This is a genomic window from Candidatus Phyllobacterium onerii (assembly GCF_028331445.1).
Lineage (GTDB): Bacteria > Pseudomonadota > Alphaproteobacteria > Rhizobiales > Rhizobiaceae > Phyllobacterium > Phyllobacterium onerii.
This window is the reverse complement of sequence record NZ_JAQMHX010000009.1, coordinates 162,301-186,543: the sequence shown is the minus strand read 5'-3', so window position 1 is coordinate 186,543 and position 24,243 is coordinate 162,301. Positions and strand designations below refer to the sequence as shown.

Genomic DNA, 24,243 nt, shown 5'->3' with positions numbered 1-24,243 from the left:
GAGGTTCGTGATGAAGACATCCATTGCAACAGTGTCACTCAGCGGAGATTTGAAACAAAAGCTTGAGGCGATCGCGACCGCCGGATTCGACGGGGTGGAAATCTTCGAAAACGATTTCCTGGCCTTCGATGAAAGTCCGGCCCAGGTTGGCCAGATGATCCGGGAACACGGGTTGGAAATCACTCTCTTTCAGCCATTTCGCGATTTCGAAGGCATGCCTGAACCTCTTCGCTCGCGCACATTCGATCGAGCCGAGCGCAAATTCGATATCATGCAGGAAATGGGCACCGATCTCGTGCTTGTTTGTTCGAATGTCTCATCGGTTGCAATTGGCGGACTGGATCGCGCTGCTGCCGATTTTCATGAGTTGGGCGAGAGGGCAGCAAAACGCGGTCTGCGCGTTGGTTATGAAGCGCTTGCCTGGGGTCGCCATATAAACGATCACCGTGACGCCTGGGAAATCGTGCGCCGGGCCGATCACCCGAACATCGGTCTTATCCTCGACAGCTTCCATACGCTTTCCCGCAAAATCGATGTCAATTCGATCCGCTCAATCCCCAAGGAGAAGATCTTCATCGTTCAGCTGGCCGATGCGCCGCTGATAGACATGGATTTGCTTTATTGGAGCCGACATTTCCGGAACATGCCAGGCGAGGGTGATCTACCCGTGCTCGAATTCATGAAGGCTGTCGCCGCCACTGGATATGACGGGTATTTGTCGCTCGAGATTTTCAACGATCAATTTCGCGGCGGTTCCCCAAGAGCAATTGCCGTCGATGGTCACCGGTCCCTTGTCTATCTGGAAGACCAGGTGAAACGTGCTGAACCAGAAAAGAGGTCAGCCGTCCCTATGATGCCACCACGCGGTGCAGTGGAACGCGTTGCATTTGTGGAATTTACGATCGACAGCGCAGAAGCACCACAGCTTCAGGCATTGATTGCATGTCTCGGCTTCAAGGAAGTTGCCAAACACAAGACCAAACAGGTATCGGTTTTTCGGCAAGGGGATATCAACCTTGTCATCAATACCGAGAAGAAAGGTTTTGCCAGCTCGTCCTATGCGGTCCACGGCACGTCGGCCTACGCCATGGGACTGATGGTCAACGACGCACATGCTGTTGTCGAGCGTGCCATAGCGCTGGGAGCCGAACGGTTCGAACAGCCGCTTGATACCGGCGAGATCGAGATGCCGGCCGTTCGCGGAGTCGGCGGTGGCATTGTCTATTTCCTTGATCACAAGTCACCGCTCGACCGTATCTGGGAAATCGAGTTCAACAAATTTGATGGTGATGTAACCCAGCCGGCAGGCCTTCGGGCTTTCGATCATATAGCGCAGACAATGCGGTATGAAGAACTGCCTACATGGCTCCTCTTCTATACGTCGATATTGCAGGCCCACAAGACGCCTATGGTCGACATCATCGATCCCGCCGGCATCGTGCGCAGCCAGGTCGTGGAAAACGATGCGGGCTCTCTTCGGATCACTCTCAACGGAGCAGAGAACAAAAATACGCTGGCCGGACATTTCATAACGGAGACGTTGGGCTCCGGCATTCAGCATCTGGCTTTTACCACCGACGATATTTTTGCTACCGCAGAAGCTCTCAAGGCGAATGGCTTCGTACCACTCAGTATCTCGCCCAATTATTACGACGATCTGGAGGCGCGTTTCGGTCTCGACCCGGACATGACGGACCGGCTTAAAGGTCATAATATTCTCTATGACCGCGACGAAAACGGCGAGTATTTCCAGCTCTACAGCCCGACCTATGGGGAAGGGTTTTTCTTTGAGATTGTGCAGCGAACGGGCTATCGAGGCTATGGAGCCGCAAATGCCATTTTCCGGATCGCAGCACTTCGAAAGTATTTGCGTCCGGCAGGAATGCCTCACGCATAGCCCCGATTTGTTGGCCCAAGGAGATCTCCGTGAAAACCATCTACATCATCAATGGACCTAATTTGAATTTGCTCGGAAAGCGTCAACCGGAGATTTATGGGTTCGAAACGCTTTCAGATGTTGAAACACAATGCGTGGAACTCGCTACCGAATTGGGTGGGTCAATCCGATTTCTCCAGAGCAACCGTGAATATGAAATCATTGACTGGATTCACCAAGCGCGTGGCACGGCTGCCGGCATTATAATCAATGCTGGAGCATTCACGCATACTTCGATCGCAATTCTGGACGCCTTGAACACCTTCGAGGGGACCGTCATGGAAGTTCACATTTCAAACATCCACAAGCGCGAAAGTTTCCGGCACCATTCTCATATTTCCACGCGTGCGGATGGAGTGATCGTGGGGTGCGGGACGGAAGGGTATCAGCTTGCCTTGCGCAGGTTGATGTCACTGGCGAAAACAGTCCCCCCGGCATAGCGTCGGGAACCGGAGCCCAAGCCGCGCCGGCGGCAGTTCACGCTTCCTGGGTCTCCCGATGCACTTGGGGGCGAGGCACAAGCAGGCAGGTTGGCACGATCAACAGGGCAATGAGAAGCATCGCAATGAAGGTCGCGTGTAGCGCGTGCTGGAGGGCAAGACGGATCTCTTCTGCGCCACTGACCACGGCACTGGTGCCATTCAAAAGGCCGCGTAGCTGCTCCGGCGTTATGGAATGGCCGCTGGCGGTATTGGCCAGCCCGTAAGACAGTACCGCACCAAGCAATGCTGCGCCGAGCGTGCTGCCCAAGTTGCGCGAAAATACATTCGAGGCGGTGGCACTGCCGCGCTCATGCGCGCTTACACTTTCCTGTGTCAGGATCAATGCGCCGATATTGAGCAGGCCCATGCCGAAACCCATGACAAGAGAACCGGCACCGGCCAATACGGCTGAACTTGAGGGGTTGAGCAGGACGAACAGACATGTCCCGGCCGGGATGCAGATACTGCCGGCGACCATGAGAGGTCGCAGACCGAGGCGTGCAAACTGCCGGGAGGCGATCGTCGCGCCCAGGGGCCAGCCCAACAACAGCATCGTCAAGGCGAATCCCGCAACGAGCGGCGAGCGGTTAAGCACCGTTTGTACGTACATTGGCAAGAAGGTCGTCAGGCCCATAATCGACATGCTGGCGAAAAAGACCGCCAGGTTTGCGAAGGCTATCGGCCGTTTCAGCCACAGGTCGGGGGCAACCATAGGCGCTTCGGCACGCCGCTCCTGCCAGATGAAGGCCACAAGCGTGACAATGAAGACCAACAGCGCGGCGATAGCCTCGCCGGATACTGCGCTTTCCATTTCGGTCAGGGCAATCATCAGCGAGGAAATAGAAATGGCAAAAAGTGCGGCGCCTAGTATATCGATGGAGACGACCCGGGCCCGTTTTTCCTCGTGGAGATAAAGCACAAACCCCAGTGCTGCGAAAAGCCCGACCGGAACATTGATCCAGAATATCCATGCCCAGGGAAGGTTGTGGATGATGATGCTGCCGAGCAGGGGTCCAACGACGGCCGACAAAGCCCATACGCTTGCCAAATAACCCTGCACCTTGCCACGCTGGTTTCCGGGAAAAAGATCGGCAACCACAGTCATGGCGACGGGTTGAATTGCCCCGGCACCGATACCCTGCAGTAGCCTGAAAGCGATCATCGACGGCATCGACCATGCGAAGCCGGCAAGCACCGAGGCGAACAAAAAGATGGCAATGCCGACAAGTATCATAGGCTTGCGACCATAAATATCCGCCAGCTTTCCAAACACCACGGTTGTCGCGGTCAGGGTCAGCAAAAACGAGGAAAAAACCCAGGAATAAAGATTGATTTGCCCCAGCTGGGCAGCGATTTGCGGCATCGCCGTTGAAACGATCGTCGCTTCGATGGCGATCATCGCCATGCTTGCCATGATCGCGACTACAACGGGCGCGCGACGGGTAGTTTGCTCTGTCATGGATGGCTTTCAGACCAAACGGCGCGACTCAAGGATCGGCGTTCGGCGCAGATGGGAATAACGATAAGGACCTATCTAATCCTCGACGCTCGCGCGTCAAGCAGCAATTTATCCCGCGGAAATCAAATCTTCGGCAGAATTCTATCCATGGCTTTTCCCCGGGCCACCTCGTCGATGAGCTTATCCAAGTAGCGGATTTCTCGCATAGTCGGCTCTTCGATATCCTCTACCCGAACGCCGCAAACCATGCCTTTGATCAGGATTCTCAAAGGGTTGAGTTTGGGAGCCTCGGCAAAAAACGTCTCAAAATCAGTTTTTTGTTCAAGCTGGGTTTGTAACCCTTTCTCATCGTAGCCTGTCAGCCAGCAAATAATCTGATCGACCTCTGTTTTTGTGCGCCCCTTTTTCTCTGCTTTCGCAACGGAATGTGGATAGACGCTTGCGAAGCTGGTCGTATAGATCCTGTGCTTTGCCATAGACTTCTGCTCCTCGGCTCGATCAGCCCGTCGCCTCGATGCCTTGCCTTCAGCCGCCACGTCCGGCCGACTACTTCGTCAGGAACTTATCCATACGTTCGATGGCGCGGAGGATGTTTTCCTCTGAATTCGCGTAGGACAACCGGATATAGCCTTCGCCAAGAATGCCGAAATCAGGTCCGCCGATCAGTGCAACACCCGCTTCGTCCAGTAACGCCGTAGCCAGTTGTTTTGCCGCCCAGCCAGTCTCCTTGACGTTGGGAAAGGCATAGAACGCGCCCTTTGGCGTGGCGCAGCGGATACCGGGCAGGCTGTTGAGGCCATCGACGACGACCTTGCGGCGGTTGTCGAAAGCCTTGCACATTTTGATCACATCATCCTGCGGCCCATCGATGGCGGCGATGCCGGCAAACTGGCTCGGCGCGTTGACGCAGGACCAGCAATTGACCGCGAGCTTGCGCACCTTGTCATAGAGCTGATTTGGCCAAATCGACCAGCCCATGCGCCAGCCGGTCATCGCCCAGGTCTTCGACCAACCGTTGAGGATGATCAACCGGTCGCGAATTTCCGGGAAGGTGAGCAGCGAGCAATGCTCTTCGCCATCATAGGTCATGACGTCGTATATCTCGTCGGACATGATCGCCACATGCGGATGGGCTTCGAGACCTTTCACCAGCTTCTCGACCTCGGATTTCGGCGTGACGCCGCCGGTCGGATTGGCAGGGGAATTCAGGATCAGGAGCCGTGTCTGGGGCCTGATCAACGCAAGGGTCTCTTCCGCTGAGAAGGCAAAGCCGTTTTCTTCCCGGATAGGTACAGGAATTGGCTTGGCGCCGGTAAATTCGATCATCGAGCGGTAGATCGGGAAGCCCGGGTCCGGATACAGGATTTCGGCACCCGGCTCTCCAAAGATCAGGATCGCGGCGAACATCGTGACCTTGCCGCCGGGAACGATCATGACGTTTTCCGGTGAGACCTCGACACCTGTCGTTGTGAGCGTGCGGCGCGCCACCGCCTCGCGGGCGGCGAGCAGGCCGTTTGCTGGCGTATAGCCATGATGGCCGTCCTTCAGCGCCTTGATCGCCGCCTCCACGATGTGGCCGGGTGTTTTGAAATCCGGCTGACCAATGCCGAGATTGATGATGTCCTTGCCCTCGGCGGCGAGAGCGGTAGCCCGGGCGAGGACGGCAAAGGCATTTTCTTCGCCGATACGGTCGAAACCAGCAATGGTACGCAGCATTTTCTTGTCTCACATACAATTTTCAACTTCTGCTTTGTGTGCGGAGTGGCATAACAAGTCAAATACTCTCAATTTCAGCGAGCAGATTTCACCATGACCGATCTGAAAGACTGGACGCCACGCCCACTCCCGGCCCGAGAACCGCTCGAGGGCCGCTACGTGCGGCTGGAGCCGCTCGACGCCGCCAAACATGGCGACGGGCTCTACAAGGCATCGTCGGTTGCAGACGCAGGCGAACGGTTCAAGTTCCTGTTTGAAAATCCGGCGGAGGATCGCGAAGCATTCGGGGCGTGGCTGGAAAAGGTCGAAGCGAGCAAGGACCCGCTGTTCTTCGCGGTGATCGACAAGGCGAGCGGCAAGGTCGCGGGGCGCCAGACGCTGATGCGTATCGACCCGGCATTCGGGGTTATCGAGATTGGCAATATCTATTGGGGACCGCTGATTTCGCGCAAACCTGCAGCAACGGAAGCACAGTTCCTGTTCATGAAATATGCCTTTGAGCTCGGATACCGGCGTTATGAGTGGAAATGCAACAATGCCAACGAGCCTTCGAAACGGGCGGCGGAGCGGTTCGGTTTCAAGTTCGAGGGCGTATTCCGCCAGCACATGGTGCAGAAGGGCAAGAACCGCGATACGGCGTGGTATTCTGTCATCGACGGCGAATGGCCCGCGCTGAAGGCCGCTTACGAAGCCTGGCTTTCGCCGGATAATTTCGATGCCGATGGCAAGCAGATCAAGCGGCTGGAAGAGTTTCGGGTCGTCAGCGCCTAATTGGCTGGCGCGACTGCTGTGCGTGGTTCGACAGGCTCACCATGAGGGAACTGGTGGGTTGCAGGGAGCCAGGCTCTACACCGTTAGCAATTAAGACGAAGCCCACTACCTCCCTCATGGTGAGCCTGTCGAACCACGCACAATGGTGTTGCATTCAAAAATACCCCTGCACTTGCATAAAACCGCCACGCGGTTACAAACGCGCTGAGATGCATTGAATGAAAGCAACAGCGTGACCGATCCGAAAACCCGAAATGCGGCCATTGCCGCCGCCTGTATCATGCTTGGCTTTGGCTTCGTCGCCTATTGGATGCCGACTCTGATGCTGGCGCTCGGCGAACGATCGACACTCGCGGCAGGCGTTTTTGCCGTGGTCTTTGTCGCGGGTTTCTTTTTCGTCTTCTGGCTGCGCGCCAGGAAACAGCATGAGAATGACCAGCCTTAATATTGCAGCGAGGCGGTCAGCAGCAGGACGCCAAAGAGCACGATGAACAGTGCGCCGCCGATCTCTATGATGTTTTGAACGCGGCCTGAAAGCGCGGAAGCGCCGGAAACGCGTAGCGCGACATTCTTTGCGGTCACAGCCAGCGTTGCCAATATGGCGACGGTAATGAACGTGCCGAGCGCCATGGCGAAGACCGAGAGAACGCCGCCGAGGACGAGGCCATTCAGCAGCGAGAAGGTCAGGACGATCAGTGCGCCGGAGCAGGGGCGAAGGCCAACCGCGATGATTGCCGACCATGCGGTTTTCCAGTTGAAATCACCGGCGATCATCGCAGGATCCGGCGCATGCGAATGGCCGCAAGTTTCGCAGACTTCACCCACCGCGTGATTGTGATGATGGCCGTGGTCATGGTGATCATGGCTGTGGGCGCCGTGCGAATGACCGTGATCGTGGTGGTGATGGTCGTGGTCATGATGGTGATCGTGACCCGCCACGATCTTTTCAGGCATCAGGTGCGCGACACGCGGGCTGAAAAGCACCGGCACCTTGCGCCATAGCAGCGACAGGCCAAAGGCGATGATCAGAATGAAGCTCGCCATCTCCATATAATGCGTGGCATCGTCCATCGAGACGGTAGTGCCGCGCAGCACGAGGAAGGTGAGGCCGATGATAAAGATCGCGGTGAAAGCCTGCAGCATGGACGACGCGAAAGAGAGGACGATACCGCGCTTCAGCGTCGTTTCATTGGCCAGCATATAGGACGAAATTACCGCCTTGCCGTGGCCAGGGCCGACAGCATGCAAAATACCATAAAGGAATGACAGGCCAACCAGGATAGACGCCTGCCATGGGTCTTCGCGCATGCCTTTGAGTGCATGCGTCATGGCAAGATAGAAACTGCGCTGCTGCATGTTGATCCAGAGGATGATTTCCGCGAACGGGCCCGTCGGTTGCATGGCAACCTCGTTCATGCCGATGCCAAGTGAAGTCTTCTGCGCCAGCGCATGGCCACCGCAAAACAATGCGAGGGCAAGTGCGCCGAACAGGGTTCTTTTCCGCATGTTATCGTCCTAACTCTTCGCCGGGCATTCGATTTCAAGCCGCGTCGCGAATATCTTCGACATGTTGGTGCCTGTGGGATCGTTGAAAAAACTATCGGTCAGCGTTGCCTGGTTTTGGGCGATCGCCTGATCTGGATCGGGGCGCACGACCTTCTGGGTGCAGCCTTCCGGGACGCCGGTGACGTGGATGTCGCTATCATTCACATAGTCGATGGCGGTGTAGAATGTAGGGTCATAGACGCCGAAACTTGTCTTCTTGCCGAGCTTCAGCGGCTGTTTCGGCTTGCTTTCGAAGATGATCAGCAACTGATTGTTCTGGAAATCGGCGATCAGACGTTCTGGCGCTGCCATGATGATGGTCTTGCCATTGAGTTGCACCGTCTGGAAATAATCAAACTCGGAAACGGATTCGTTGATGGTGCTGGCCAGATCGGCGAGTTCCTTGTCATCCAGTTTCAAATCGCCGTTCTTGTCGAATTCGACAAGGACAGTGCTGGAGAACAAATCGTCGAAGCGCCAGACATGACCCAGCTTCTCGACGGTGCCGTCCGGCTTGATTGTGATATCCAGCCGCGCTTCGGCAAAGACATGCGGGTGCACATACGCCGGCGTGGCGAAGGTCAATCCCGCCGCCAGTGCGCCGATGAAAACCCCGTATCGTTGGTGCATGGAGTTGCCCTTAATGGTTAGTGCAGAGGACTATGCGAAATTGGCGAAATTGGGACGATATATTATTACGGCATGATTGCTTAAGCGCGGCGATTGTCCTTGAACCACTTGGTCAGATAATCGACAAGAACCCGCACTTTCGCCGGCAGGTAACGACGATGCGGATAGACCGCATAAATTCCGGCGTCATGCATGACAAATTCTTCAAGAACCGCGACAAGTCTGCCGCTCTCGATATCTGGCTGAGCAATGAAATCAGGTAGCAGGGCAAAGCCCAACCCGGCGAGCGCCGCGCGGCGGGTTGCGAGCGGGCTGTTGATTTCCATTGGACCGGATAGCTGGACGGAAATCGACGGCCCATTCTCTTTCTGGAACTGCCAGGTATTGCGGGAGCGATTGTTGGTATCCACGATACATGGCAGGGAGGACAGCTGCTCCGGCCGTTCCGGTTTTCCAACACGCTCGATCAACTCACGTGCGCCGCAAGCGATGACCCGAAAGGGGGCGAGCCGCTTGGCAATGAGAGACGAGTCTTGCATGCGGGTGATGCGTATGGCGAGATCGAAACCTTCCTCGACAAGATCGACAAAGCGGTCGTCCAATCGCACATCGAGAATGATATCGGGCTGCTCGGCGCAGAAATCGATGAGGCATTGGCCGATGTCCGCATCAGCAAAGGATCGCGAGGCAGAGATCTTGATGCGGCCTCTGATATCGCTGCTCGATTCGCGCACCGTTTCCTGCAGGCTCTCGACCTCGCGCAGGATTTCACTGGCGCGCTGATAGTAAGTGTGGCCCGCCTCGGTCAGGGAAAACTGCCTCGTGGTGCGGTTGAGGAGCAACGCACCGAGTTCATCTTCCAGTTCGCGCACATATTTGGACAGGAGAGCCTTGGAGCGCCCGATCTTCCGCGCTGCCGCCGAGAAACCTTCCGCTTCCACTACGTCGATAAATGCGCGCATGCGGGTGAGCGTGTCCATCAGGTTCTTTCGATACCGCTGAGAATAGCGCGGCCAAGCTTGATCAGGGCACGGTCGCTGCCTCTCGGCCCAATCAGCGAAATGCCGAAGGGTGCGCCATGTACTTCGCCGAGCGGCAGGGTGATCTGAGGGAAACCGGAAAGGCAGGAAAGACAGAACAACCGGACGCAGCGCTCGCGATAGGCCTGGCTATCTTCGAACGACGTACTGACGAGCGGCGCTGCACCAGGGACTGTCGGCAGGACCATAATACCGTCGTCCTTCAACAGGCCGGCCAACTCACTGCGGAACAGATCGCGGCGCGTCATTTGCCGCTGGTAGGTTTCAAGATCGATGGTCGAGCCATAGTCGAAACGTTCCTTGACGGCAGGACCGAGATTGCGCTCTTTCGCCGAAATCCATGCGCCATGTTCGCTCCATGCTTCAAACGCCTGGACCTGGCGCAAACATAAATAGAGATCGTCCATGGATGCTGTCGGCTGACGCGCCGAGCGGGCATGGCCGAGATGGCCGCTGACGATCGCATACATGTTCCGGTAGGCCGTATCTTCCGCTTCGCCAAGCAGGAGGTGTTCTAGCAGGGGAAAGAAGATCGGACGGTTGAGTTTGAAATCAGAAGCGTCCGGGCCAAGCAAAACAGCGCCTACCTTTTCATAGAGCGCAATGTCCTTGGCGAACCAGCCGAACGTATCAAGCGAATGCGCGAGCGGCATGGCTCCTTCGAGGGAGATGCGTCCGTGGGTCGTGCGAAGCCCTACCAAGCCGCTGAAACTCGCCGGAGCACGGATCGATCCGCCCGTGTCGGAACCCACTGCAATGGTGGCCAGACCGCCCGCTACCGCCGAGACTGAGCCGGAAGACGAGCCGCCGGTCACGCGGTCAGGAGCCTTTGGGTTTACGGGATAGGGAAAATGCGTGTTCTGGCCCATCATCGAGAAGGCGAGTTCATCTGTTTGCGTCTTACCGATGAAGCGGGCACCAGCATCGAGAAGGTTTTGAACCGCAGGCGCCGTTCGGCTTGCAGGCGCTGATTCGTCATATTTCTGCAGATTTCCGCAACCGGTACGCATGCCGGCAACGTCAAATATGTCTTTGACGCCGAGTGTTTCGCCGTTCAGCGGGCCATCGCCCGATGAAAGGTTAACCAAGGGTAAATCAAGAAGGGCATTTAGCGGGGGAATTGTGCTCATCGTTCAATGATTCTAGGGCATTTATCCCCCGTTGTTCAATGAATAAAAAATTTTACGTTGCCCCATTATTTTCATTGATTGGACACAACTTTCCTCTTATATGCCCCTTGCCCAAAGTCGCACGTGCCCATGGGTGTCCGCCGATCTTCATTATGGTGAGGAAACGGTATGGTACCTGGAACTAACCCCTCCAGTCAGTTTGTCGGCCTACCGCCAAGCTGAGGACATCTGAAGCAACGACGGTGCGGGCCTTTCTGGTGTCTTTCGGCTGTCCATAAGCCGGAATTACTGAAGAGGCACACCTTCATTGCCGGTAGTGCGGATGGGTTCATCCAAGCCAAGGCAGACAAAGCGGACCGACGCTGACTTTAGCGTTGATCCATCGCCGCATGACCATTCGCGTGTTCCAGCATCTCCAAAGGCTGGCTTCACGAGGGACGGATTCATGCACTTTGTCCTTGCGATTTTTCAGGGCGCGTCCCGTGAAATCGCGATTGCTTGAGCGGCCATACCAGCCGCTATGGAATTGGAGCTTAACATGGCTACGCAGCGCATTATCGATTTCATCAACACCCGACGTCCGAACGGCCCTTGCATGGTGCTCGATCTGGAAGTGGTGCGCGAGAATTATCATAATTTCGAGATGGCTTTGCCGGAATCGAAGATATTCTACGCGGTGAAGGCCAATCCTGCGCCGGAAATCCTTCGCCTGCTCGCGTCGCTCGGCTCCAATTTCGACACGGCCTCCGTCGCCGAAGCCGAAATGGCGCTTGACGCCGGCGCGACGGCTGACCGTATCTCTTTCGGCAATACGATCAAGAAGGAGCGCGATATCGCGCGCGCTTTCGAGCTCGGCATCCGCCTGTTCGCCGTCGATTGCATCGAGGAAGTCGAGAAGGTAGCCCGCGCTGCTCCCGGTTCCCGTATATTCTGCCGCGTTTTGACTGATGGTGCCGGCGCCGAATGGCCGCTGTCGCGCAAGTTCGGCTGCGTGCCGGCAATGGCCGTCGATGTTCTCCTCGCTGCGCAGAAACTCGGCCTCGACAGCTATGGCGTTTCGTTCCATGTCGGTTCGCAGCAGACGGACCTTTCTGCCTGGGACCGCGCTCTCGGCGATGCGAAGTACGTCTTCGACAAGCTCGCAATGGAAGGCATCACGTTGAAGATGGTCAATATGGGCGGCGGTTTCCCGACCCGTTACCTCAAGGACGTGCCAACCGCCCAGGCCTATGGCCAGGCGATCTTCCAGGCATTGAGCAAGCATTTCGGCAATCGCCTACCGGAGACCATCATCGAGCCAGGCCGCGGCATGGTCGGCAATGCCGGTGTGATCAAGGCTGAAGTCGTGCTCGTCTCGAAGAAGGCTGCCAATGACAATGTTCGCTGGGTCTATCTCGACATCGGTAAGTTCGGTGGTCTTGCCGAGACGATGGACGAGGCGATCCGCTACCAGATCACCACGCCGCGCGATGGCGACCTCGCCGAGCCTTGCGTCCTTGCGGGCCCGACCTGCGACAGCGCCGACGTGATGTACGAAAAGAACCCCTATCCGCTGCCGATCTCGCTGACCATTGGCGACGAAGTGCTGATCGAGGGAACAGGTGCTTATACGACTACGTATTCTGCCGTCGCTTTCAACGGGTTTGAACCGCTCCGATCATACGTCATCTAACCGGGCTTTCCCGGTTGTGGACTGCTGTCCGGCTTGCCGGACAGCGATGACGCACCCTTATGATTGATTGGTCAAGACAATGAGCGCAGTAGAATTCATCGAACAAAATCTGCATCCGGACGGATCGCAGGCCTTTATCATACGCAATGAGACGGCGCTGGACGAACGTGCCCGCGAAGCTTTGCTCGACCGTGCCATGGGCGAGGGACGCCGCCGCAAGTCGTCGGAAAAGCTGCGCCGCGGCCGGCTGCCCTCCGAGGGACTGGCATTCGTCGCACGCGGGATCAATGGTGCGCTGCTCGGCACAGTGCGGCTGTGGGACATCCAGGCTGGACATGATGCGGCAGGCAAGCCGGTACGGGCATTGTTGCTTGGACCGCTTGCTGTGGAACCCTCACTGAAGGGCAAGGGCATCGGTGTGGCATTGATGCGGCACGCGACGGCGGAGGCTGCACGGCTCGGCCATGGTGCTGTCATTCTGGTGGGCGATCCGGAATATTACGAGCGCTTCGGCTTCAGTGGTACGAAGACGACAGACCTTGCCATGCCTGGTCCGGTGGAACGCCGGCGCTTTCTGGCGTTGGAACTGAAGCCGGGCCATCTTGAAGGGTGCCATGGGTTGCTGACGCCAAGGGGTCGCCGCTCATCGCATTCGATGAGGGTGTTGCCGGTTTCGCTGCGGTTCTCGCGATAGGACAAAAGCCGGCCCTTTCGGGCCGGTTTTTCATTTTAACACCGTAGCGCGAACGAAACGTTCTATGGCGGTGACTTCGCTTTGCTGGATTTCGTGACCGCCGGAATGCCAGACGAGATCAGTCTCGACCCCTTGCTCAATCAGATAGTCTGCTAAGGTCTGCGTCAGAACCGGCGGACAGATCGTATCCAATCTTCCTGCTGTGATCAGAGCGCGCTTGCCGGCAAGGCCGAGCTGCGGCTCAGGCGTCCATGGAACAAGCGGATGCATCAGAACGGTTTCATCGAAAAGCTCGGGATGGGAAAGCATGACGGAGGCGATCATGTTTGCTCCGTTGGAATAGCCAAGCGCCACCGTTTTCGATGGCTTCGCCTTGTCTTTGTGCGCGCGAACAAACTTCGCCATGGCGCTCGTACGCGCGGCAAGATCGTCCATATCATAGACGCCTTCGCGCGTTCGGCGGAAGAAGCGCGCGGCGCCATGCTCGGAGACATCGCCGCGGGGTGAGACAATTCCAGCTTCCGGCAGTAATTGTCTGCCAAAATCGAAGAACTGGTTTTCGTCACCGCCGGTGCCGTGGAACACGAAAAGCAACGGGCTTCCCGGCCGTTCAGCAGAATAAACACGATGTTGGTAAGTGTTGGTCGACATGTCTAACCTTTCAGTGCGGCGTCTTCGTCCGCTTGGCTATTTGGTTGGGTTTGCATGCCCCACAGATGTGGCGGGAGCCAGGGCGGTTAAACCCGGCTCCCGTTTGATGCACTGTCGCTGTCCCATAGACAATCCGATTGACGATTAATCTGCTTCCGCCCAGGGGCCATGAAAATCGCCTTCCTCACCAATCCTTTTAAAGCCGTGCGCGCCGAAGAAATCGCGCTGAGCCTGGATGAGGTTAGCTGTACCGCGCGCCTGCCGGAAGCTATCAAAATAGCTTAGCGCGGCCGCGAGCGCCGGGGTCGGCAGACCTGCGAGAGCGGCTTCAGCGACGATCTTGCGCAACGATTGCGATCCGGTTTTCATCCGTTCGACGAAAGCAGGCACGAGCAGCAGATTCTTACCTTCGCTGCCTTCAAAGGCAGCAGCGATCTGATCGAGGAACTGCGAGCGGATGATGCAGCCGGCGCGCCAGATGCGTGCCGTGGTGGCCAGCGGTACATTCCAGCCATGTTCTTTCGAGGCGCCCGCCATGACGTCGAAGCCTTGGGCATAGGCCGCGATCTTTCCAGCGAGCAAACCCTCTTCCAGTGCATCGATGAATGCCTGGCCGCCATCTAAAAGATTGGCGGTGCCGAGGTCGCCATAAGCTTTTGACGCTTCGCTCCGCTCCTTGACCAGCGACGAGATCGAGCGAGCGGCGACGGCTGCTTCGATAGCGGTTGCCGGAATGCCGAGCATCTGCGCTTCGATCGCGGCCCAGCGTCCGGTTCCCTTCTGGCCAGCGCTATCTAGAATGACGTCGACTGCGGGTTTTCCAGTCTTCTTGTCTGTCGCGAGCAGCACTTTTGCGGTGATCTCGATGAGATAGGAATTCAGCGGGCCGTTATTCCATTTTTCGAAAATCCTGCCGATTGCCTCAGGTGTCAGTCCGAGCCCGTCGCGCAGCACACCGTAGACTTCTGCAATCATCTGCATGTCGGCATATTCGATGCCGTTGTGGATGGTCTTGACGAAATGGCCGGCACCATCAGGACCGAGCAGGGCGGAGCAGGATTCGCCCTGGTACTTCGCGGAAATTGCCGTCAGCACCGGCTCGATGCGGGCATAGGATTCAGGTGAGCCGCCGACCATGATCGACGGGCCATGCCGCGCGCCTTCTTCACCGCCGGAAACGCCCATGCCGACAAAAGTCGGATCGTTGGGCCCGAGTTCGGCAAGACGCCGTACGGTGTCGTGGAAGTTGGCATTGCCGGCATCGATGATGATGTCTTCCTTGGCGAGAAATGGCTTCAGCGCAGCAATCTGCTCGTCGACGGCTTCTCCGGCCTTGACCATCAAGATGATCGGCCGCGGCGCGCGGATGTTCTTCGCCAAGTCTTCGAGGGTCTCACAAGGGATGATCTGGTCTTTCAGGCTACCAGCATCTTCGTAGAACTCGTGAGTCTTTGCCACTGTCCTGTTGAAAACCGCGACGCGATAGCCGTTTTCAGCGATATTGAGTGCCAGATTGGCGCCCATGACGCCAAGGCCGATCAACCCGATGTCAGCTTGCTGCATGATTTTTGTCCTTGCTTATTTCGATGCTTGGGCTCGAAGGGACGTCTTCGATCCGGAATGAGCATCTGTATATCAACGGCAGGGACTGGTTGCATTCACAATCTAATTATCACGCAGCTTTTCCATATCACGGATGCGATCGGCGCCGCTCTTTTCGAGCTTGCGGGTCACTTCCGCGATCAGGGTCTCGGCCACAAGGAAAAGCGTCGCAGACGAATCCCAGGGCGAGGGCACGGCCGTGCGGCCGGCGATGACATGACGGGCGAAGCGGGCGATGGGCGAGAGCCATTGGTCGGTTATCAGGACAATCTCCACTCCGCGTGCCTGTGCCTTTTCAGCGAAGTGGATCAGGCTCTGCTGGTAGCGGCGGATATCGAATATGACGAGGACATCCTTCTTTCCCATGTCGATCAGGTGGTCGCGCCAGTGGCTTTCCTGGCCAGTGAGGTGAGTCACGCCCGGTCGGGTGATCTTGAGATGCGCGGCCATGTATCTGGCAATCGGATCGGTGAAGCGGCCTCCCAGAAGATAGATACGCGCGCGGTTGCGGCTGATGGCATCGGTCACATCGTCCAATTGTTGGGCCGAAAGATGCTGGAAGGTCTCGCGAATATTCTCGATTGCGGCCTCCATGAGAGGGAATGTTGATTTGAGAGGAAGAATTGGGCCGCCCTTCGCGGTCTGGATCGTGCTCGCGCGGTTCCATGGCGATTGCACCTGGGCGGCCAGTTCCTCCTGCAACGCTCCCTGAAAATCCGGGTAGCTCTGGAAGCCAAGACGGGAAACAAAACGGAGAATCGTCGGCGAACTTACGCCGGCCTGAGTCGAAAACTCGGCCACAGTGCGCAAGCCGATCAGTGGATAATTGGCGATCAGCGTCTGCGCGGCCTTGCGTTCCGATGCGGGCATCGCGTCGATTTTCTCAGCTATCAGCTCGGAAATGCTGGTCGTCATCGATGTTTCCCCACGAAATCCGGTTTTCGGATTTGACAATCTTGCCTGTTATGTATCAAATCATACGAGAGTGGAAATAAAAACAGAAAATGTAACGTAAGATACAGTTGTCAAAGAGGGTAGATGGGCCAACGCCTTTCTCACAGGACGCCGCGGACAGTGGCGCATGACTGGAGTCCGGTCCGGGTATCGAACCCTGACGGGCACTCACAATTTGTCATCCTTTGCGACCATGCCTCCAACTATATCCCTGATGGCTTTGGCACGCTTGGCCTCGATCCGGATGACTTGCAGAAGCATATCGCGTGGGATCCCGGCGCACTGGGCGTTAGCCAGATATTGAGCCGGGAGCTCGACGCTCCACTGGTTGAATCCTGCTTGTCGCGTCTCATCATCGATTGCAACCGCCCGCTCGCTGCGCCGGACCTGGTGCCCTCGTTAAGTGAAGTGACGACGATTCCCGGCAATGTGGATCTGGATGAAGCAGCGAAATCGCAGCGTGCAGCACTTTCGCACAAGCCATATCATGCGGCCATCGAGATGCTGGCCCATGAGCGGGCAAGCAAAGGCTTGCCTGATCCGATCTACGTGGCGGTGCATTCCTATACGCCGGTCTATCGCGGAGTTGAGCGCCCCTGGCACGTCGGCATCATCCATGATGACGATGACCGGGTCGCCGCGCCATTGATTGCCGGGCTGCAGATATTGAAGCAGTTCAATGTCGGCATCAACCAACCTTATTCACCGGCAGACCGTGTCTATTACACACTGGAGCGACACGCTTCTGCCTTTGGATTGCCGGCTGTGATGATCGAGATTCGAAACGATCTGATTGCCACACCATCAGAAGAACGAGCGTGGGGCGTCATGCTTTCCAGGCTGCTGAGGGAGAACGTGGAACCCGTCGCGTTCGAAAGCAATGGGTTCGCCAAGAAGGGGACTGCATAAACAAAACTAGAACATTGTTACGCAATTCCGGACGGAAAACCGCTTCAGACTTTTCCTGGAATTGCTTCACGGAGTAACGCTCTCGCGAGTATCTGACGTTGCAACTTACCAGAATAATAGGGGAACGTGATGACACAGCAAGACTATACTGAGACAGATAAATCGGAGGACATAAAGGTCCTCCACAGCATGGGTTATGCCCAGGAACTGGAGCGGCGGCTGAGCCGCTTTTCGAACTTCGCCGTATCCTTCTCAATCATCTGCATCCTTTCCGGCGGCATCAACTCGCTGGCGCAGGCGACCTCCGGCGCCGGCGGCATCGGTATCGGCATCGGCTGGCTGGTCGGTTGTTTCGTTTCGCTGACCTTCGCCGTCGCCATGTCGCAGATCAGTTCGGCCTATCCAACTGCCGGCGGGCTCTATCACTGGGGTTCGATCCTCGGCAATCGGGGCACCGGCTGGGTTACGGCTTGGCTGAACCTACTCGGTCTCATCACCGTTCTCGGTGCCATCAATGTCGGCACCTGGACGTTCTTCGTAGGTGCTTTCGGTCCGACCCTTGGCATCGAGAACACACTGACGACGCAAACGATCTTCCTGATCATCATCACCGGTGCTCAGGCACTGATCAACCATCTCGGCATCAAGCTGACGGCCAAGCTCACGGATTTTTCCGGTTACCTGATCTTCTTTGGCTCGATTCTGATTGCGGTCGTCTGCCTGTTCGCAGCCGAAACGTGGGATTTCAGCCGCCTGTTCACCTTCCATAACTACTCCGGTGAGGCGGGCGGCAATGTATGGCCTGCCGTTTCGAACTGGTGGGTGGTTGCGCTTGGCCTCTTGCTGCCGATCTATACGATCACCGGCTATGACGCTTCGGCCCATACATCGGAGGAAACGATCAAGGCCGCACATTCAGTACCGCGCGCCATGGTCATGTCGGTCGTTTGGTCAGCGATTTTCGGCTACCTGTTCCTTGCCGCATTCATCCTGATGATCCCGAACATGGACGAAGCCGCCAAGCAGGGCTGGAACGTCTTCTTCTGGGCCTTCGACCAACGCGTTGGGACCGGTCTCAAGGAATTCGTCTACCTCGTCGTTTTCCTTGCGCAGCTGCTTTGCGGTCTCGCGACCGTGACATCGGCCTCGCGCATGATCTTCGCCTTCTCGCGTGATGGCGGCCTGCCAGGATCCGCTGCACTCGCCAAGGTGAGCCCGACGTATCGCACGCCGGTCGCGGCCATCTGGACGTCGGCGGTTCTCTCAGTGCTTTTCGTCTGGGGCTCGTCGGTCGTCTCTGTCGCCGGCACCTCGGCCTATACGATCGTCGTATCCTGCACGGTCATCTTCCTGTTCCTCTCGTTCACAGTGCCGATCGTGCTCGGCCTGCTTGCCTGGGGAACGCCGAAATGGGACAAGATGGGTCCATGGAACATGGGGCGCGGCGTCTTCACGCTGTTCGCGATCCTCTCCGTCCTTTCGATGATCCTGATCTTCATCATCGGTATCCAGCCACCCAACGACTGGGCGCTCTACATCACGGTCGGCTTCTTCATCCTGACTGCGATCATCTGGTTCGCATTCGAGAAACGCCGGTTCCAGGGACCGCCGCTCGGCGAAATCATTGCTGCGCGTCAGGCTGCGATTAAGGCAGCGGAGCAGGCCGTCGGCGAACGAACCTGATTTCAAGCAAAGGGGCGACCGGTTAGGCGCCGGTCGCCCCTTTTATTTTGACCCGCAGTGATATTTCAAAGGAAAGAATATGCCCGGACATTGGAGTTTCGACGACCTAAAGCGCCGTGTGAACAATGGCGAGATTGATACGGTTCTTGCCTGCTTCGTCGACATGCAGGGCCGGCTGATCGGCAAGCGGTTCCACGCTACGTATTTCGTCGAGTCCGCCCACGACGAAACTCATGGCTGCAATTACCTGCTCGCCAACGACATCGATATGGAGCCTGTCCCGGGCTACAAGGCTGCGAGCTGGAAACAGGGCTATGGCGATTTCGTCATCAAGCCGGACCTCTCGACGATCCGCCATATTCCATGGCTGGAAAAATGTGCATTGGTATTGTGCGATATTCTGGACCATCACCATCATGAGGATCTCGCGCATTCGCCGCGCAGTATCCTGAAGCGCCAGCTGGCCCGGCTGAAGGAGCGCGGTTACCTCGCTTATTTCGCATCGGAGCTCGAGTTCTACCTCTTCGACGAGACCTACGAGACCGCCCGTGGCAAGCACTGGAAGGGCATGAATACGGCTTCGCCCTATATCCAGGATTATGTGATCCAGATGACCACCAAGGAAGACGCAGTAATGCGGGCTATCCGCAACGGGCTGTTCGACGCCGGTATTTCCGTTGAGAATTCCAAGGGCGAATGGGGACCGGGTCAGGAAGAGATCAACGTCCGTTACGCCGAAGCGCTGGAAATGGCCGACCGTCACGTCGTCATGAAGAACGGCTGCAAGGAAATCGCCACCCAGATGGGCAAGGCGATCACCTTCATGGCAAAGTACGATTATTCACTGGCAGGAAGCTCCAGCCATGTCCACAACTCGCTGTGGAGCGCCGATGGCAAGACGCCGCTGTTTTATGACAAGAAGGCCGAACACACGATGTCGCCGCTGATGCGGCAGTGGGTGGCCGGGCAGCTGAAATATGCCGACGATTTCACCTATTTCCTCGCGCCCTACATCAACTCCTACAAGCGCTTCCAGGCGGGCACCTTCGCCCCGACCAAGAATGTGTGGAGTCTGGACAATCGCACTGCCGGTTTCCGTCTCTGCGGTGAAGGCACGAAAGGGATTCGTATCGAGTGCCGCATCGGCGGTGCCGATCTCAACCCCTATCTCGCGTTTGCCGGGCTAATCGCTTCAGGTCTTGCCGGTATCGACGAGAAGCTGGAACTTGGCAAGCCATTCCAGGGCGATGCCTATGGCGGGGCGCGCCTGAGGGAAATCCCGAAGACGCTGCGCGAGGCAACAGATACGCTCGGTCGCTCGAAAATGCTGAAAGAAGCGCTCGGTGAAGACGTGGTTGAGCACTATGTGCACACGGCCAAGTGGGAACAATTCGAATATGATCGCCGGGTGACCGACTGGGAGTTGCATCGCGGCTTCGAACGGTATTGAAACTATGGAACTATAAGAATACCCCTCCCTGCTGCTGCGCAGCCTCCCTCCCCGCAAGGGGGAGGGTAAATGGAGCCAAGCCTGAGATACTTTCAAGCTTGACGATTGCAGTTGTGACAGGTGCGCCGGTTCACCCTCCCCCTTGTGGGGAGGGGCGGAGCGAAGCGACGGGGAGGGGATCCTAAAACAAACAAGAGGTTTTGCCATGACCGAGACGGTCAAACTGATTACGCCTATCGACGGCTCCGTTTATGCGGAACGTCCTGTCGCTACCGATAAGGCTGTAGACGCGGCCGTAGAATCCACAAAACAGGCGCAGGCGGACTGGGCACAGACAAGCATTGCGGAACGGGGCCGTTTATGCTTGGCGGCGCTTGACGCATTGCTCGCCATGAATGACGAGATCGTGCCGGAGATCGCCTGGCAGATGGGCCGTCCGGTACGCTATGGCGGCGAAAAGGGCGGTGTGGAAGAACGCACGCGTTACATGGTCAAGATCGCCGAAACGGCTCTGGCTCCAGTCGTCGAAAACGACAGGCCGGGGTTCCGCCGCTACATCAAACACGTGCCGCTGGGTGTGGTGATGGTCATCGCGCCGTGGAACTACCCCTATCTCACTGCGGTCAATACGATCATTCCGGCACTGATGGCGGGCAACAGCGTGATCCTGAAGCATGCGGCGCAGACATTGCTTGTCGGCGAGCGCTTTGCCCAGGCTTTTGCCAAGGCGGGCCTCCCGAAGGGCGTCTTCCAGAACATCGTTCTCAGTCACGCACAAACGGAAAAGCTGCTCGGCTCCGGCCGTATCGACCATGTGAACTTCACGGGCTCCGTCGGTGGTGGTCGCGCCATCGAGAAAGCAGCGGCCGGTACATTCATGACACTCGGGCTCGAACTTGGTGGCAAGGACCCGGCCTATGTACTGCCAGACGTCAACCTCGACCATGCGGTTGCCAATCTCGTCGATGGCGCCTTCTTCAATTCCGGCCAGTGCTGCTGCGGCATCGAGCGCATCTATGTGCACGAGAACGTCTATGACCGGTTTGTTGATGGTTTCATCGATCTGACGAAGCAATATGCCGTCGGTAATCCGCTCGATGCTGCAACGACCATGGGGCCGATGGCACAGACGCGCTTTGCCGATCTCGTACGCGAGCAGAAGGCTGAGGCCCTGCGCAAGGGTGCAAAAGCGCATGTGAATATGACCGTCGCCAATGACAAGGCGGGTTCGCCTTACCTTGCGCCGGAAGTGCTGACCGGTGTCGACCATCAGATGAGTGTCATGCGCGAGGAAAGCTTTGGTCCGATCGTTGGCATCATGAAGGTGCGCAACGATGAGGAAGCCGTAGCGCTGATGAATGACAGCCAGTATGGACTGACGGCCTCGCTGTGGACGACCGACACGGATCACGCGGCGGATATCGGCGACCGGATCGAAACCGGCACGGTATTCATGAACCGCTGCGACTACATCGACCCGGCGCTGGTCTGGACCGGCGTCAAGGAGACGGGCAAGGGCGCGGCGATGTCGGCTATCGGCTATGGCAATTTGACTAGACCCAAATCCTATCACCTCCGCGAAGCAATTTGAGAGACATGACATGAGCCAGCTTTTTTCCAAATGGAACTATCCGACCACTGTGCGTTTTGGGGCGGGACGCATCAAGGAATTGCCGGAAGTTCTGGAAGCGACGGGGATCAAGAACCCGCTTTTCGTCACCGATCCCGGCCTCGCCAAGCTGCCGGTAGTGGCGAGTACGTTGAAAATCCTGGACGATGCCAAAGTGCCGTACGGCGTGTTCTCTGAGGTAAAACCCAATCCCATCGAGTCCAACCTGACGGCTGGTATTGCGGTCTTCAAGAAGGGCAAACATGACGGCGTCATTGCTTTCGGTGGTGGGTCGGCCCTCGATCTTGGCAAGCTGATCGCGTTTCAGGCGGGTCAAACGCGCCCGGTATGGGATTTCGAGGATGTCGATGATTGGTGGACTCGCGCCAACAGTGACGCGATCGCGCCGATCATCGCCGTGCCGACAACGGCCGGAACCGGCTCGGAAGTCGGCCGTGCGGGGGTCATCACCAATGAGGAAACCCATACGAAGAAGGTGATCTTCCATCCGAAGCTGCTGCCGGCGATTGTCATCGCTGACCCGGAGCTTTCAGTCGGCATGCCAGGTTTCATAACGGCGGGTACGGGAATGGATGCTCTCGCACATTGCCTGGAAGCCTACTGCGCTCCTGGCTACCACCCGATGGCGGATGGCATTGCTGTTGAAGGTATTCGGCTGGTGTTCGAGAACCTGCCTAAAGCCTATGCCAATGGCAAGGATCTGACGGCGCGAGCCCATATGATGAGCGCAGCTGCAATGGGAGCGACCGCGTTTCAGAAGGGTCTGGGCGCGATCCACTCCCTGTCGCATCCGATCGGCGCGATCTATGACACGCATCACGGCATGACTAATGCGGTGTTCATGCCCTATGTGCTGGCTTTCAACCGCGATGCGGTGGAGGAACGTATCGCGAGACTTGCCAGCTATGTCGGCATCAAGGGCGGTTTCGACGGTTTCGCCAAAGCTGTGCTCAAGCTGCGAAAGGAGCTGAAGGTGCCCCACACGCTGCCAGGGCTGATTACCGACCTCGACATGACCAAGAAGCAGAAAGAACTCATTGCCGACATGGCTATCGTTGACCCGACTGCGGGCGGCAATCCAGTGAAACTGACCAAGAAGGCCGCGCTGAAGCTACTGAACGAAGCGATCGAGGGGTAGTTCCTGTAACCCTGGCCGAACGAAAAGGGCGCTCCAATCGGCGCCCTTTTCTTTAGATGCATGATCGCAGCGGCTAATGCCCCAGAACCAGCAGGTCCTTGGCAGCCAGGCTAACCTTGACGTTCTCGCCTGGAGACGGTGGCGGGGCGCTCGGGTTGTTGAATGTGTCGAACGACACGGTGTTCTCGCCCAACGAGGCCCGGATGCGGATGACCGAGCCGAGAAAATGTACGCTGTTGATCTTGCCGTCGAGCGTCGTTTCGCGCTTGTCGGTGGCTTCGCCAAGGCTGACAGCCTCCGGGCGAACCGCGAGCGAAATCTTGTCGCCGGTCTTGTGGCCGTTAAGGCGTGTCCGGTCGATTGCAATATCCTTGCCATCAATCGTAATCGTGCCTGACCCTGCATCGCGAACAACGGCGTCGAGCGTATTGAGTGTTCCAACGAACGAGGCCACGAAACGCGAAGCTGGTTGATTGTAAATCTCGAAGGGGGCGCCAACCTGCTCGGCGTTGCCCTCATACATCACAACGATGCGGTCGGATATCGAGAGTGCTTCTTCCTGGTCATGGGTGACGAAAATCGTGGTGATGCCAAGTTTGCGCTGGATCGCCCGGATTTCTTCGCGCAACGATACGCGGATCTTCGCATCGAGCGCCGAGAGCGGCTCATCGAGCAGCAGCACTTGCGGCTTCGTGGCCAGGGCTCGTGCAAGCGCCACGCGCTGTTGCTGACCGCCCGAGAGCTGGTACGGATAGCGCTCGGCAAGGTGATCCAGTTTGATCAGCGAAAGCATTTCATGCACCGTCGCGTCGATTTCGGCTTGTGGCCGCTTGGCCACTTTGAGGCCAAAGGCAACATTCTGCGCGACGGTCATGTTGGGAAACAGTGCGTATGCCTGGAAAACCATGCCGATATTGCGCTGGTTCGGCTTCAGATTGACAACGTCCTTTCCGCCGATGCTGATCACGCCGGAAGTCGGCGTTTCAAAACCGGCTACCATACGCAGCACAGTCGTTTTCCCGCAGCCGCTGGGTCCGAGAAAGGAGATGAACTCGCCCTTCTCGATGTTCAGATTGAAATCATGAACAACGGTCGTGGCGCCGAAGCTCTTTTTCAAATGGCTGATGGTTAAGAATGACATTGTATGACTT

The 24,243-nt window shown here is 57.1% G+C and carries 22 protein-coding genes; 11 read left to right on the top strand and 11 right to left on the bottom strand.

The window, feature by feature from the left end:
- Positions 1 to 10: 10 nt before the first annotated feature.
- The gene (locus tag PHA01_RS20635) at positions 11 to 1,897 is read left to right on the top strand and encodes a bifunctional sugar phosphate isomerase/epimerase/4-hydroxyphenylpyruvate dioxygenase family protein (RefSeq protein WP_271898226.1); all 1,887 of its coding nucleotides are present in this window, start codon (positions 11 to 13) and stop codon (positions 1,895 to 1,897) included.
- 29 nt (positions 1,898 to 1,926) lie between these two features.
- A complete protein-coding gene (aroQ, locus tag PHA01_RS20630) occupies positions 1,927 to 2,376 on the top strand; it encodes a type II 3-dehydroquinate dehydratase (RefSeq protein WP_271898225.1) in 450 nt (149 codons plus the stop codon).
- Positions 2,377 to 2,413: 37 nt separating this feature from the next.
- Here aroQ and PHA01_RS20625 read toward each other — a convergent pair whose 3' ends face one another.
- The 3 genes from PHA01_RS20625 to PHA01_RS20615 all read right to left on the bottom strand — a co-directional run bounded on the left by PHA01_RS20625 (position 2,414) and on the right by PHA01_RS20615 (position 5,593).
- Complete coding sequence (locus PHA01_RS20625; protein ID WP_271898224.1) at positions 2,414 to 3,877, bottom strand: MDR family MFS transporter; 1,464 nt, start codon at positions 3,875 to 3,877, stop codon at positions 2,414 to 2,416.
- Between the two features lie 122 nt (positions 3,878 to 3,999).
- A complete protein-coding gene (locus tag PHA01_RS20620) occupies positions 4,000 to 4,353 on the bottom strand; it encodes a DUF2200 domain-containing protein (RefSeq protein ID WP_271898223.1) in 354 nt (117 codons plus the stop codon).
- A 70-nt stretch (positions 4,354 to 4,423) separates the two neighbouring features.
- Positions 4,424 to 5,593, bottom strand: coding sequence for a pyridoxal phosphate-dependent aminotransferase (locus PHA01_RS20615; RefSeq protein WP_271898222.1), 1,170 nt, complete (start codon positions 5,591 to 5,593; stop codon positions 4,424 to 4,426).
- A 93-nt stretch (positions 5,594 to 5,686) separates the two neighbouring features.
- Between PHA01_RS20615 and PHA01_RS20610 the strand changes: the two genes are divergently transcribed.
- Together PHA01_RS20610 and PHA01_RS20605 are read left to right on the top strand one after the other, a co-directional pair.
- Positions 5,687 to 6,364: a GNAT family N-acetyltransferase gene (locus tag PHA01_RS20610; RefSeq protein WP_271898221.1), complete on the top strand. Its 678-nt coding sequence runs from the start codon at positions 5,687 to 5,689 to the stop codon at positions 6,362 to 6,364.
- A gap of 232 nt (positions 6,365 to 6,596) precedes the next feature.
- Positions 6,597 to 6,809 (top strand): hypothetical protein, encoded by a 213-nt coding sequence (locus PHA01_RS20605; protein WP_271898220.1) that lies wholly within the window; start codon positions 6,597 to 6,599, stop codon positions 6,807 to 6,809.
- Here PHA01_RS20605 and PHA01_RS20600 read toward each other — a convergent pair.
- The 4 genes from PHA01_RS20600 to PHA01_RS20585 form a co-directional block, all read right to left on the bottom strand.
- Positions 6,806 to 7,870, bottom strand: coding sequence for a nickel/cobalt transporter (locus tag PHA01_RS20600; protein WP_271898219.1), 1,065 nt, complete (start codon positions 7,868 to 7,870; stop codon positions 6,806 to 6,808). The genes PHA01_RS20605 and PHA01_RS20600 overlap by 4 nt on opposite strands.
- Before the next feature lie 9 nt (positions 7,871 to 7,879).
- Positions 7,880 to 8,539: a DUF1007 family protein gene (locus PHA01_RS20595; RefSeq protein ID WP_271898218.1), complete on the bottom strand. Its 660-nt coding sequence runs from the start codon at positions 8,537 to 8,539 to the stop codon at positions 7,880 to 7,882.
- 80 nt (positions 8,540 to 8,619) lie between these two features.
- A complete protein-coding gene (locus PHA01_RS20590; protein WP_271898217.1) occupies positions 8,620 to 9,519 on the bottom strand; it encodes a LysR family transcriptional regulator in 900 nt (299 codons plus the stop codon).
- Positions 9,519 to 10,709 (bottom strand): amidase, encoded by a 1,191-nt coding sequence (locus PHA01_RS20585; protein ID WP_271898216.1) that lies wholly within the window; start codon positions 10,707 to 10,709, stop codon positions 9,519 to 9,521. Before PHA01_RS20585 ends, PHA01_RS20590 begins: the two co-directional genes overlap by 1 nt.
- 538 nt (positions 10,710 to 11,247) lie before the next feature.
- On the opposite strand from PHA01_RS20585, the gene odc2 reads away from it, so the two are divergent.
- Both odc2 and PHA01_RS20575 read left to right on the top strand, forming a co-directional pair.
- A complete protein-coding gene (gene odc2, locus PHA01_RS20580; RefSeq protein WP_271898215.1) occupies positions 11,248 to 12,381 on the top strand; it encodes an ornithine/lysine decarboxylase in 1,134 nt (377 codons plus the stop codon).
- A gap of 79 nt (positions 12,382 to 12,460) precedes the next feature.
- Entirely contained in the window at positions 12,461 to 13,075 is a 615-nt protein-coding gene (locus tag PHA01_RS20575; protein WP_271898214.1) for a GNAT family N-acetyltransferase, read from the top strand.
- 30 nt (positions 13,076 to 13,105) lie between these two features.
- Here the strand turns inward: PHA01_RS20575 and PHA01_RS20570 are convergent, their stop codons facing one another.
- The 3 genes from PHA01_RS20570 to PHA01_RS20560 all read right to left on the bottom strand — a co-directional run bounded on the left by PHA01_RS20570 (position 13,106) and on the right by PHA01_RS20560 (position 16,243).
- Positions 13,106 to 13,726 (bottom strand): alpha/beta hydrolase, encoded by a 621-nt coding sequence (locus tag PHA01_RS20570; protein WP_271898213.1) that lies wholly within the window; start codon positions 13,724 to 13,726, stop codon positions 13,106 to 13,108.
- Between the two features lie 144 nt (positions 13,727 to 13,870).
- Positions 13,871 to 15,289 carry an NADP-dependent phosphogluconate dehydrogenase gene (gene gndA / locus PHA01_RS20565; RefSeq protein ID WP_271898212.1) on the bottom strand — a complete coding sequence of 473 codons (1,419 nt, stop codon included), beginning with the start codon at positions 15,287 to 15,289 and terminating at the stop codon, positions 13,871 to 13,873.
- 102 nt (positions 15,290 to 15,391) lie between these two features.
- Positions 15,392 to 16,243 carry a MurR/RpiR family transcriptional regulator gene (locus PHA01_RS20560; RefSeq protein WP_271898211.1) on the bottom strand — a complete coding sequence of 284 codons (852 nt, stop codon included), beginning with the start codon at positions 16,241 to 16,243 and terminating at the stop codon, positions 15,392 to 15,394.
- Positions 16,244 to 16,366: 123 nt separating this feature from the next.
- Here PHA01_RS20560 and PHA01_RS20555 point away from each other — a divergent pair, with 123 nt between their 5' ends.
- The 5 genes from PHA01_RS20555 (at position 16,367) to PHA01_RS20535 (ending at position 23,092) form a co-directional block, all read left to right on the top strand.
- Positions 16,367 to 17,191: an N-formylglutamate amidohydrolase gene (locus tag PHA01_RS20555; RefSeq protein WP_271898210.1), complete on the top strand. Its 825-nt coding sequence runs from the start codon at positions 16,367 to 16,369 to the stop codon at positions 17,189 to 17,191.
- Between the two features lie 129 nt (positions 17,192 to 17,320).
- Positions 17,321 to 18,874 (top strand): amino acid permease, encoded by a 1,554-nt coding sequence (locus tag PHA01_RS20550; protein WP_271898209.1) that lies wholly within the window; start codon positions 17,321 to 17,323, stop codon positions 18,872 to 18,874.
- Positions 18,875 to 18,953: 79 nt separating this feature from the next.
- Positions 18,954 to 20,324: a glutamine synthetase family protein gene (locus PHA01_RS20545; protein WP_271898208.1), complete on the top strand. Its 1,371-nt coding sequence runs from the start codon at positions 18,954 to 18,956 to the stop codon at positions 20,322 to 20,324.
- A gap of 205 nt (positions 20,325 to 20,529) precedes the next feature.
- On the top strand, positions 20,530 to 21,915 hold the full coding sequence (locus PHA01_RS20540) for an aldehyde dehydrogenase family protein (protein ID WP_271898207.1): 1,386 nt from the start codon (positions 20,530 to 20,532) through the stop codon (positions 21,913 to 21,915).
- Positions 21,916 to 21,925: 10 nt separating this feature from the next.
- Positions 21,926 to 23,092 (top strand): iron-containing alcohol dehydrogenase, encoded by a 1,167-nt coding sequence (locus PHA01_RS20535; RefSeq protein WP_271898206.1) that lies wholly within the window; start codon positions 21,926 to 21,928, stop codon positions 23,090 to 23,092.
- 73 nt (positions 23,093 to 23,165) lie between these two features.
- Here the strand turns inward: PHA01_RS20535 and PHA01_RS20530 are convergent, their stop codons facing one another.
- Positions 23,166 to 24,233 carry an ABC transporter ATP-binding protein gene (locus tag PHA01_RS20530; RefSeq protein ID WP_112531643.1) on the bottom strand — a complete coding sequence of 356 codons (1,068 nt, stop codon included), beginning with the start codon at positions 24,231 to 24,233 and terminating at the stop codon, positions 23,166 to 23,168.
- Between the last annotated feature and the right edge of the window lie 10 nt (positions 24,234 to 24,243).

Bases quoted from the DNA above. Each gene is read 5' to 3' on its own strand.
- PHA01_RS20560 (WP_271898211.1), bottom strand. From the start codon at position 16,243: ATGACGACCAGCATTTCCGAGCTGATAGCTGAGAAAATCGACGCGATG.
- PHA01_RS20530 (WP_112531643.1), bottom strand. From the start codon at position 24,233: ATGTCATTCTTAACCATCAGCCATTTGAAAAAGAGCTTCGGCGCCACG.
- odc2 (WP_271898215.1), top strand. From the start codon at position 11,248: ATGGCTACGCAGCGCATTATCGATTTCATCAACACCCGACGTCCGAAC.
- PHA01_RS20595 (WP_271898218.1), bottom strand. From the start codon at position 8,539: ATGCACCAACGATACGGGGTTTTCATCGGCGCACTGGCGGCGGGATTG.
- PHA01_RS20575 (WP_271898214.1), top strand. From the start codon at position 12,461: ATGAGCGCAGTAGAATTCATCGAACAAAATCTGCATCCGGACGGATCG.
- PHA01_RS20545 (WP_271898208.1), top strand. From the start codon at position 18,954: ATGCCCGGACATTGGAGTTTCGACGACCTAAAGCGCCGTGTGAACAAT.
- PHA01_RS20635 (WP_271898226.1), top strand. From the start codon at position 11: ATGAAGACATCCATTGCAACAGTGTCACTCAGCGGAGATTTGAAACAA.
- PHA01_RS20555 (WP_271898210.1), top strand. From the start codon at position 16,367: ATGGGCCAACGCCTTTCTCACAGGACGCCGCGGACAGTGGCGCATGAC.
- PHA01_RS20625 (WP_271898224.1), bottom strand. From the start codon at position 3,877: ATGACAGAGCAAACTACCCGTCGCGCGCCCGTTGTAGTCGCGATCATG.
- PHA01_RS20620 (WP_271898223.1), bottom strand. From the start codon at position 4,353: ATGGCAAAGCACAGGATCTATACGACCAGCTTCGCAAGCGTCTATCCA.
- PHA01_RS20585 (WP_271898216.1), bottom strand. From the start codon at position 10,709: ATGAGCACAATTCCCCCGCTAAATGCCCTTCTTGATTTACCCTTGGTT.
- PHA01_RS20570 (WP_271898213.1), bottom strand. From the start codon at position 13,726: ATGTCGACCAACACTTACCAACATCGTGTTTATTCTGCTGAACGGCCG.
- PHA01_RS20610 (WP_271898221.1), top strand. From the start codon at position 5,687: ATGACCGATCTGAAAGACTGGACGCCACGCCCACTCCCGGCCCGAGAA.
- PHA01_RS20600 (WP_271898219.1), bottom strand. From the start codon at position 7,870: ATGCGGAAAAGAACCCTGTTCGGCGCACTTGCCCTCGCATTGTTTTGC.
- PHA01_RS20535 (WP_271898206.1), top strand. From the start codon at position 21,926: ATGAGCCAGCTTTTTTCCAAATGGAACTATCCGACCACTGTGCGTTTT.
- PHA01_RS20540 (WP_271898207.1), top strand. From the start codon at position 20,530: ATGACCGAGACGGTCAAACTGATTACGCCTATCGACGGCTCCGTTTAT.
- PHA01_RS20615 (WP_271898222.1), bottom strand. From the start codon at position 5,593: ATGCTGCGTACCATTGCTGGTTTCGACCGTATCGGCGAAGAAAATGCC.
- PHA01_RS20590 (WP_271898217.1), bottom strand. From the start codon at position 9,519: ATGGACACGCTCACCCGCATGCGCGCATTTATCGACGTAGTGGAAGCG.
- PHA01_RS20550 (WP_271898209.1), top strand. From the start codon at position 17,321: ATGACACAGCAAGACTATACTGAGACAGATAAATCGGAGGACATAAAG.
- gndA (WP_271898212.1), bottom strand. From the start codon at position 15,289: ATGCAGCAAGCTGACATCGGGTTGATCGGCCTTGGCGTCATGGGCGCC.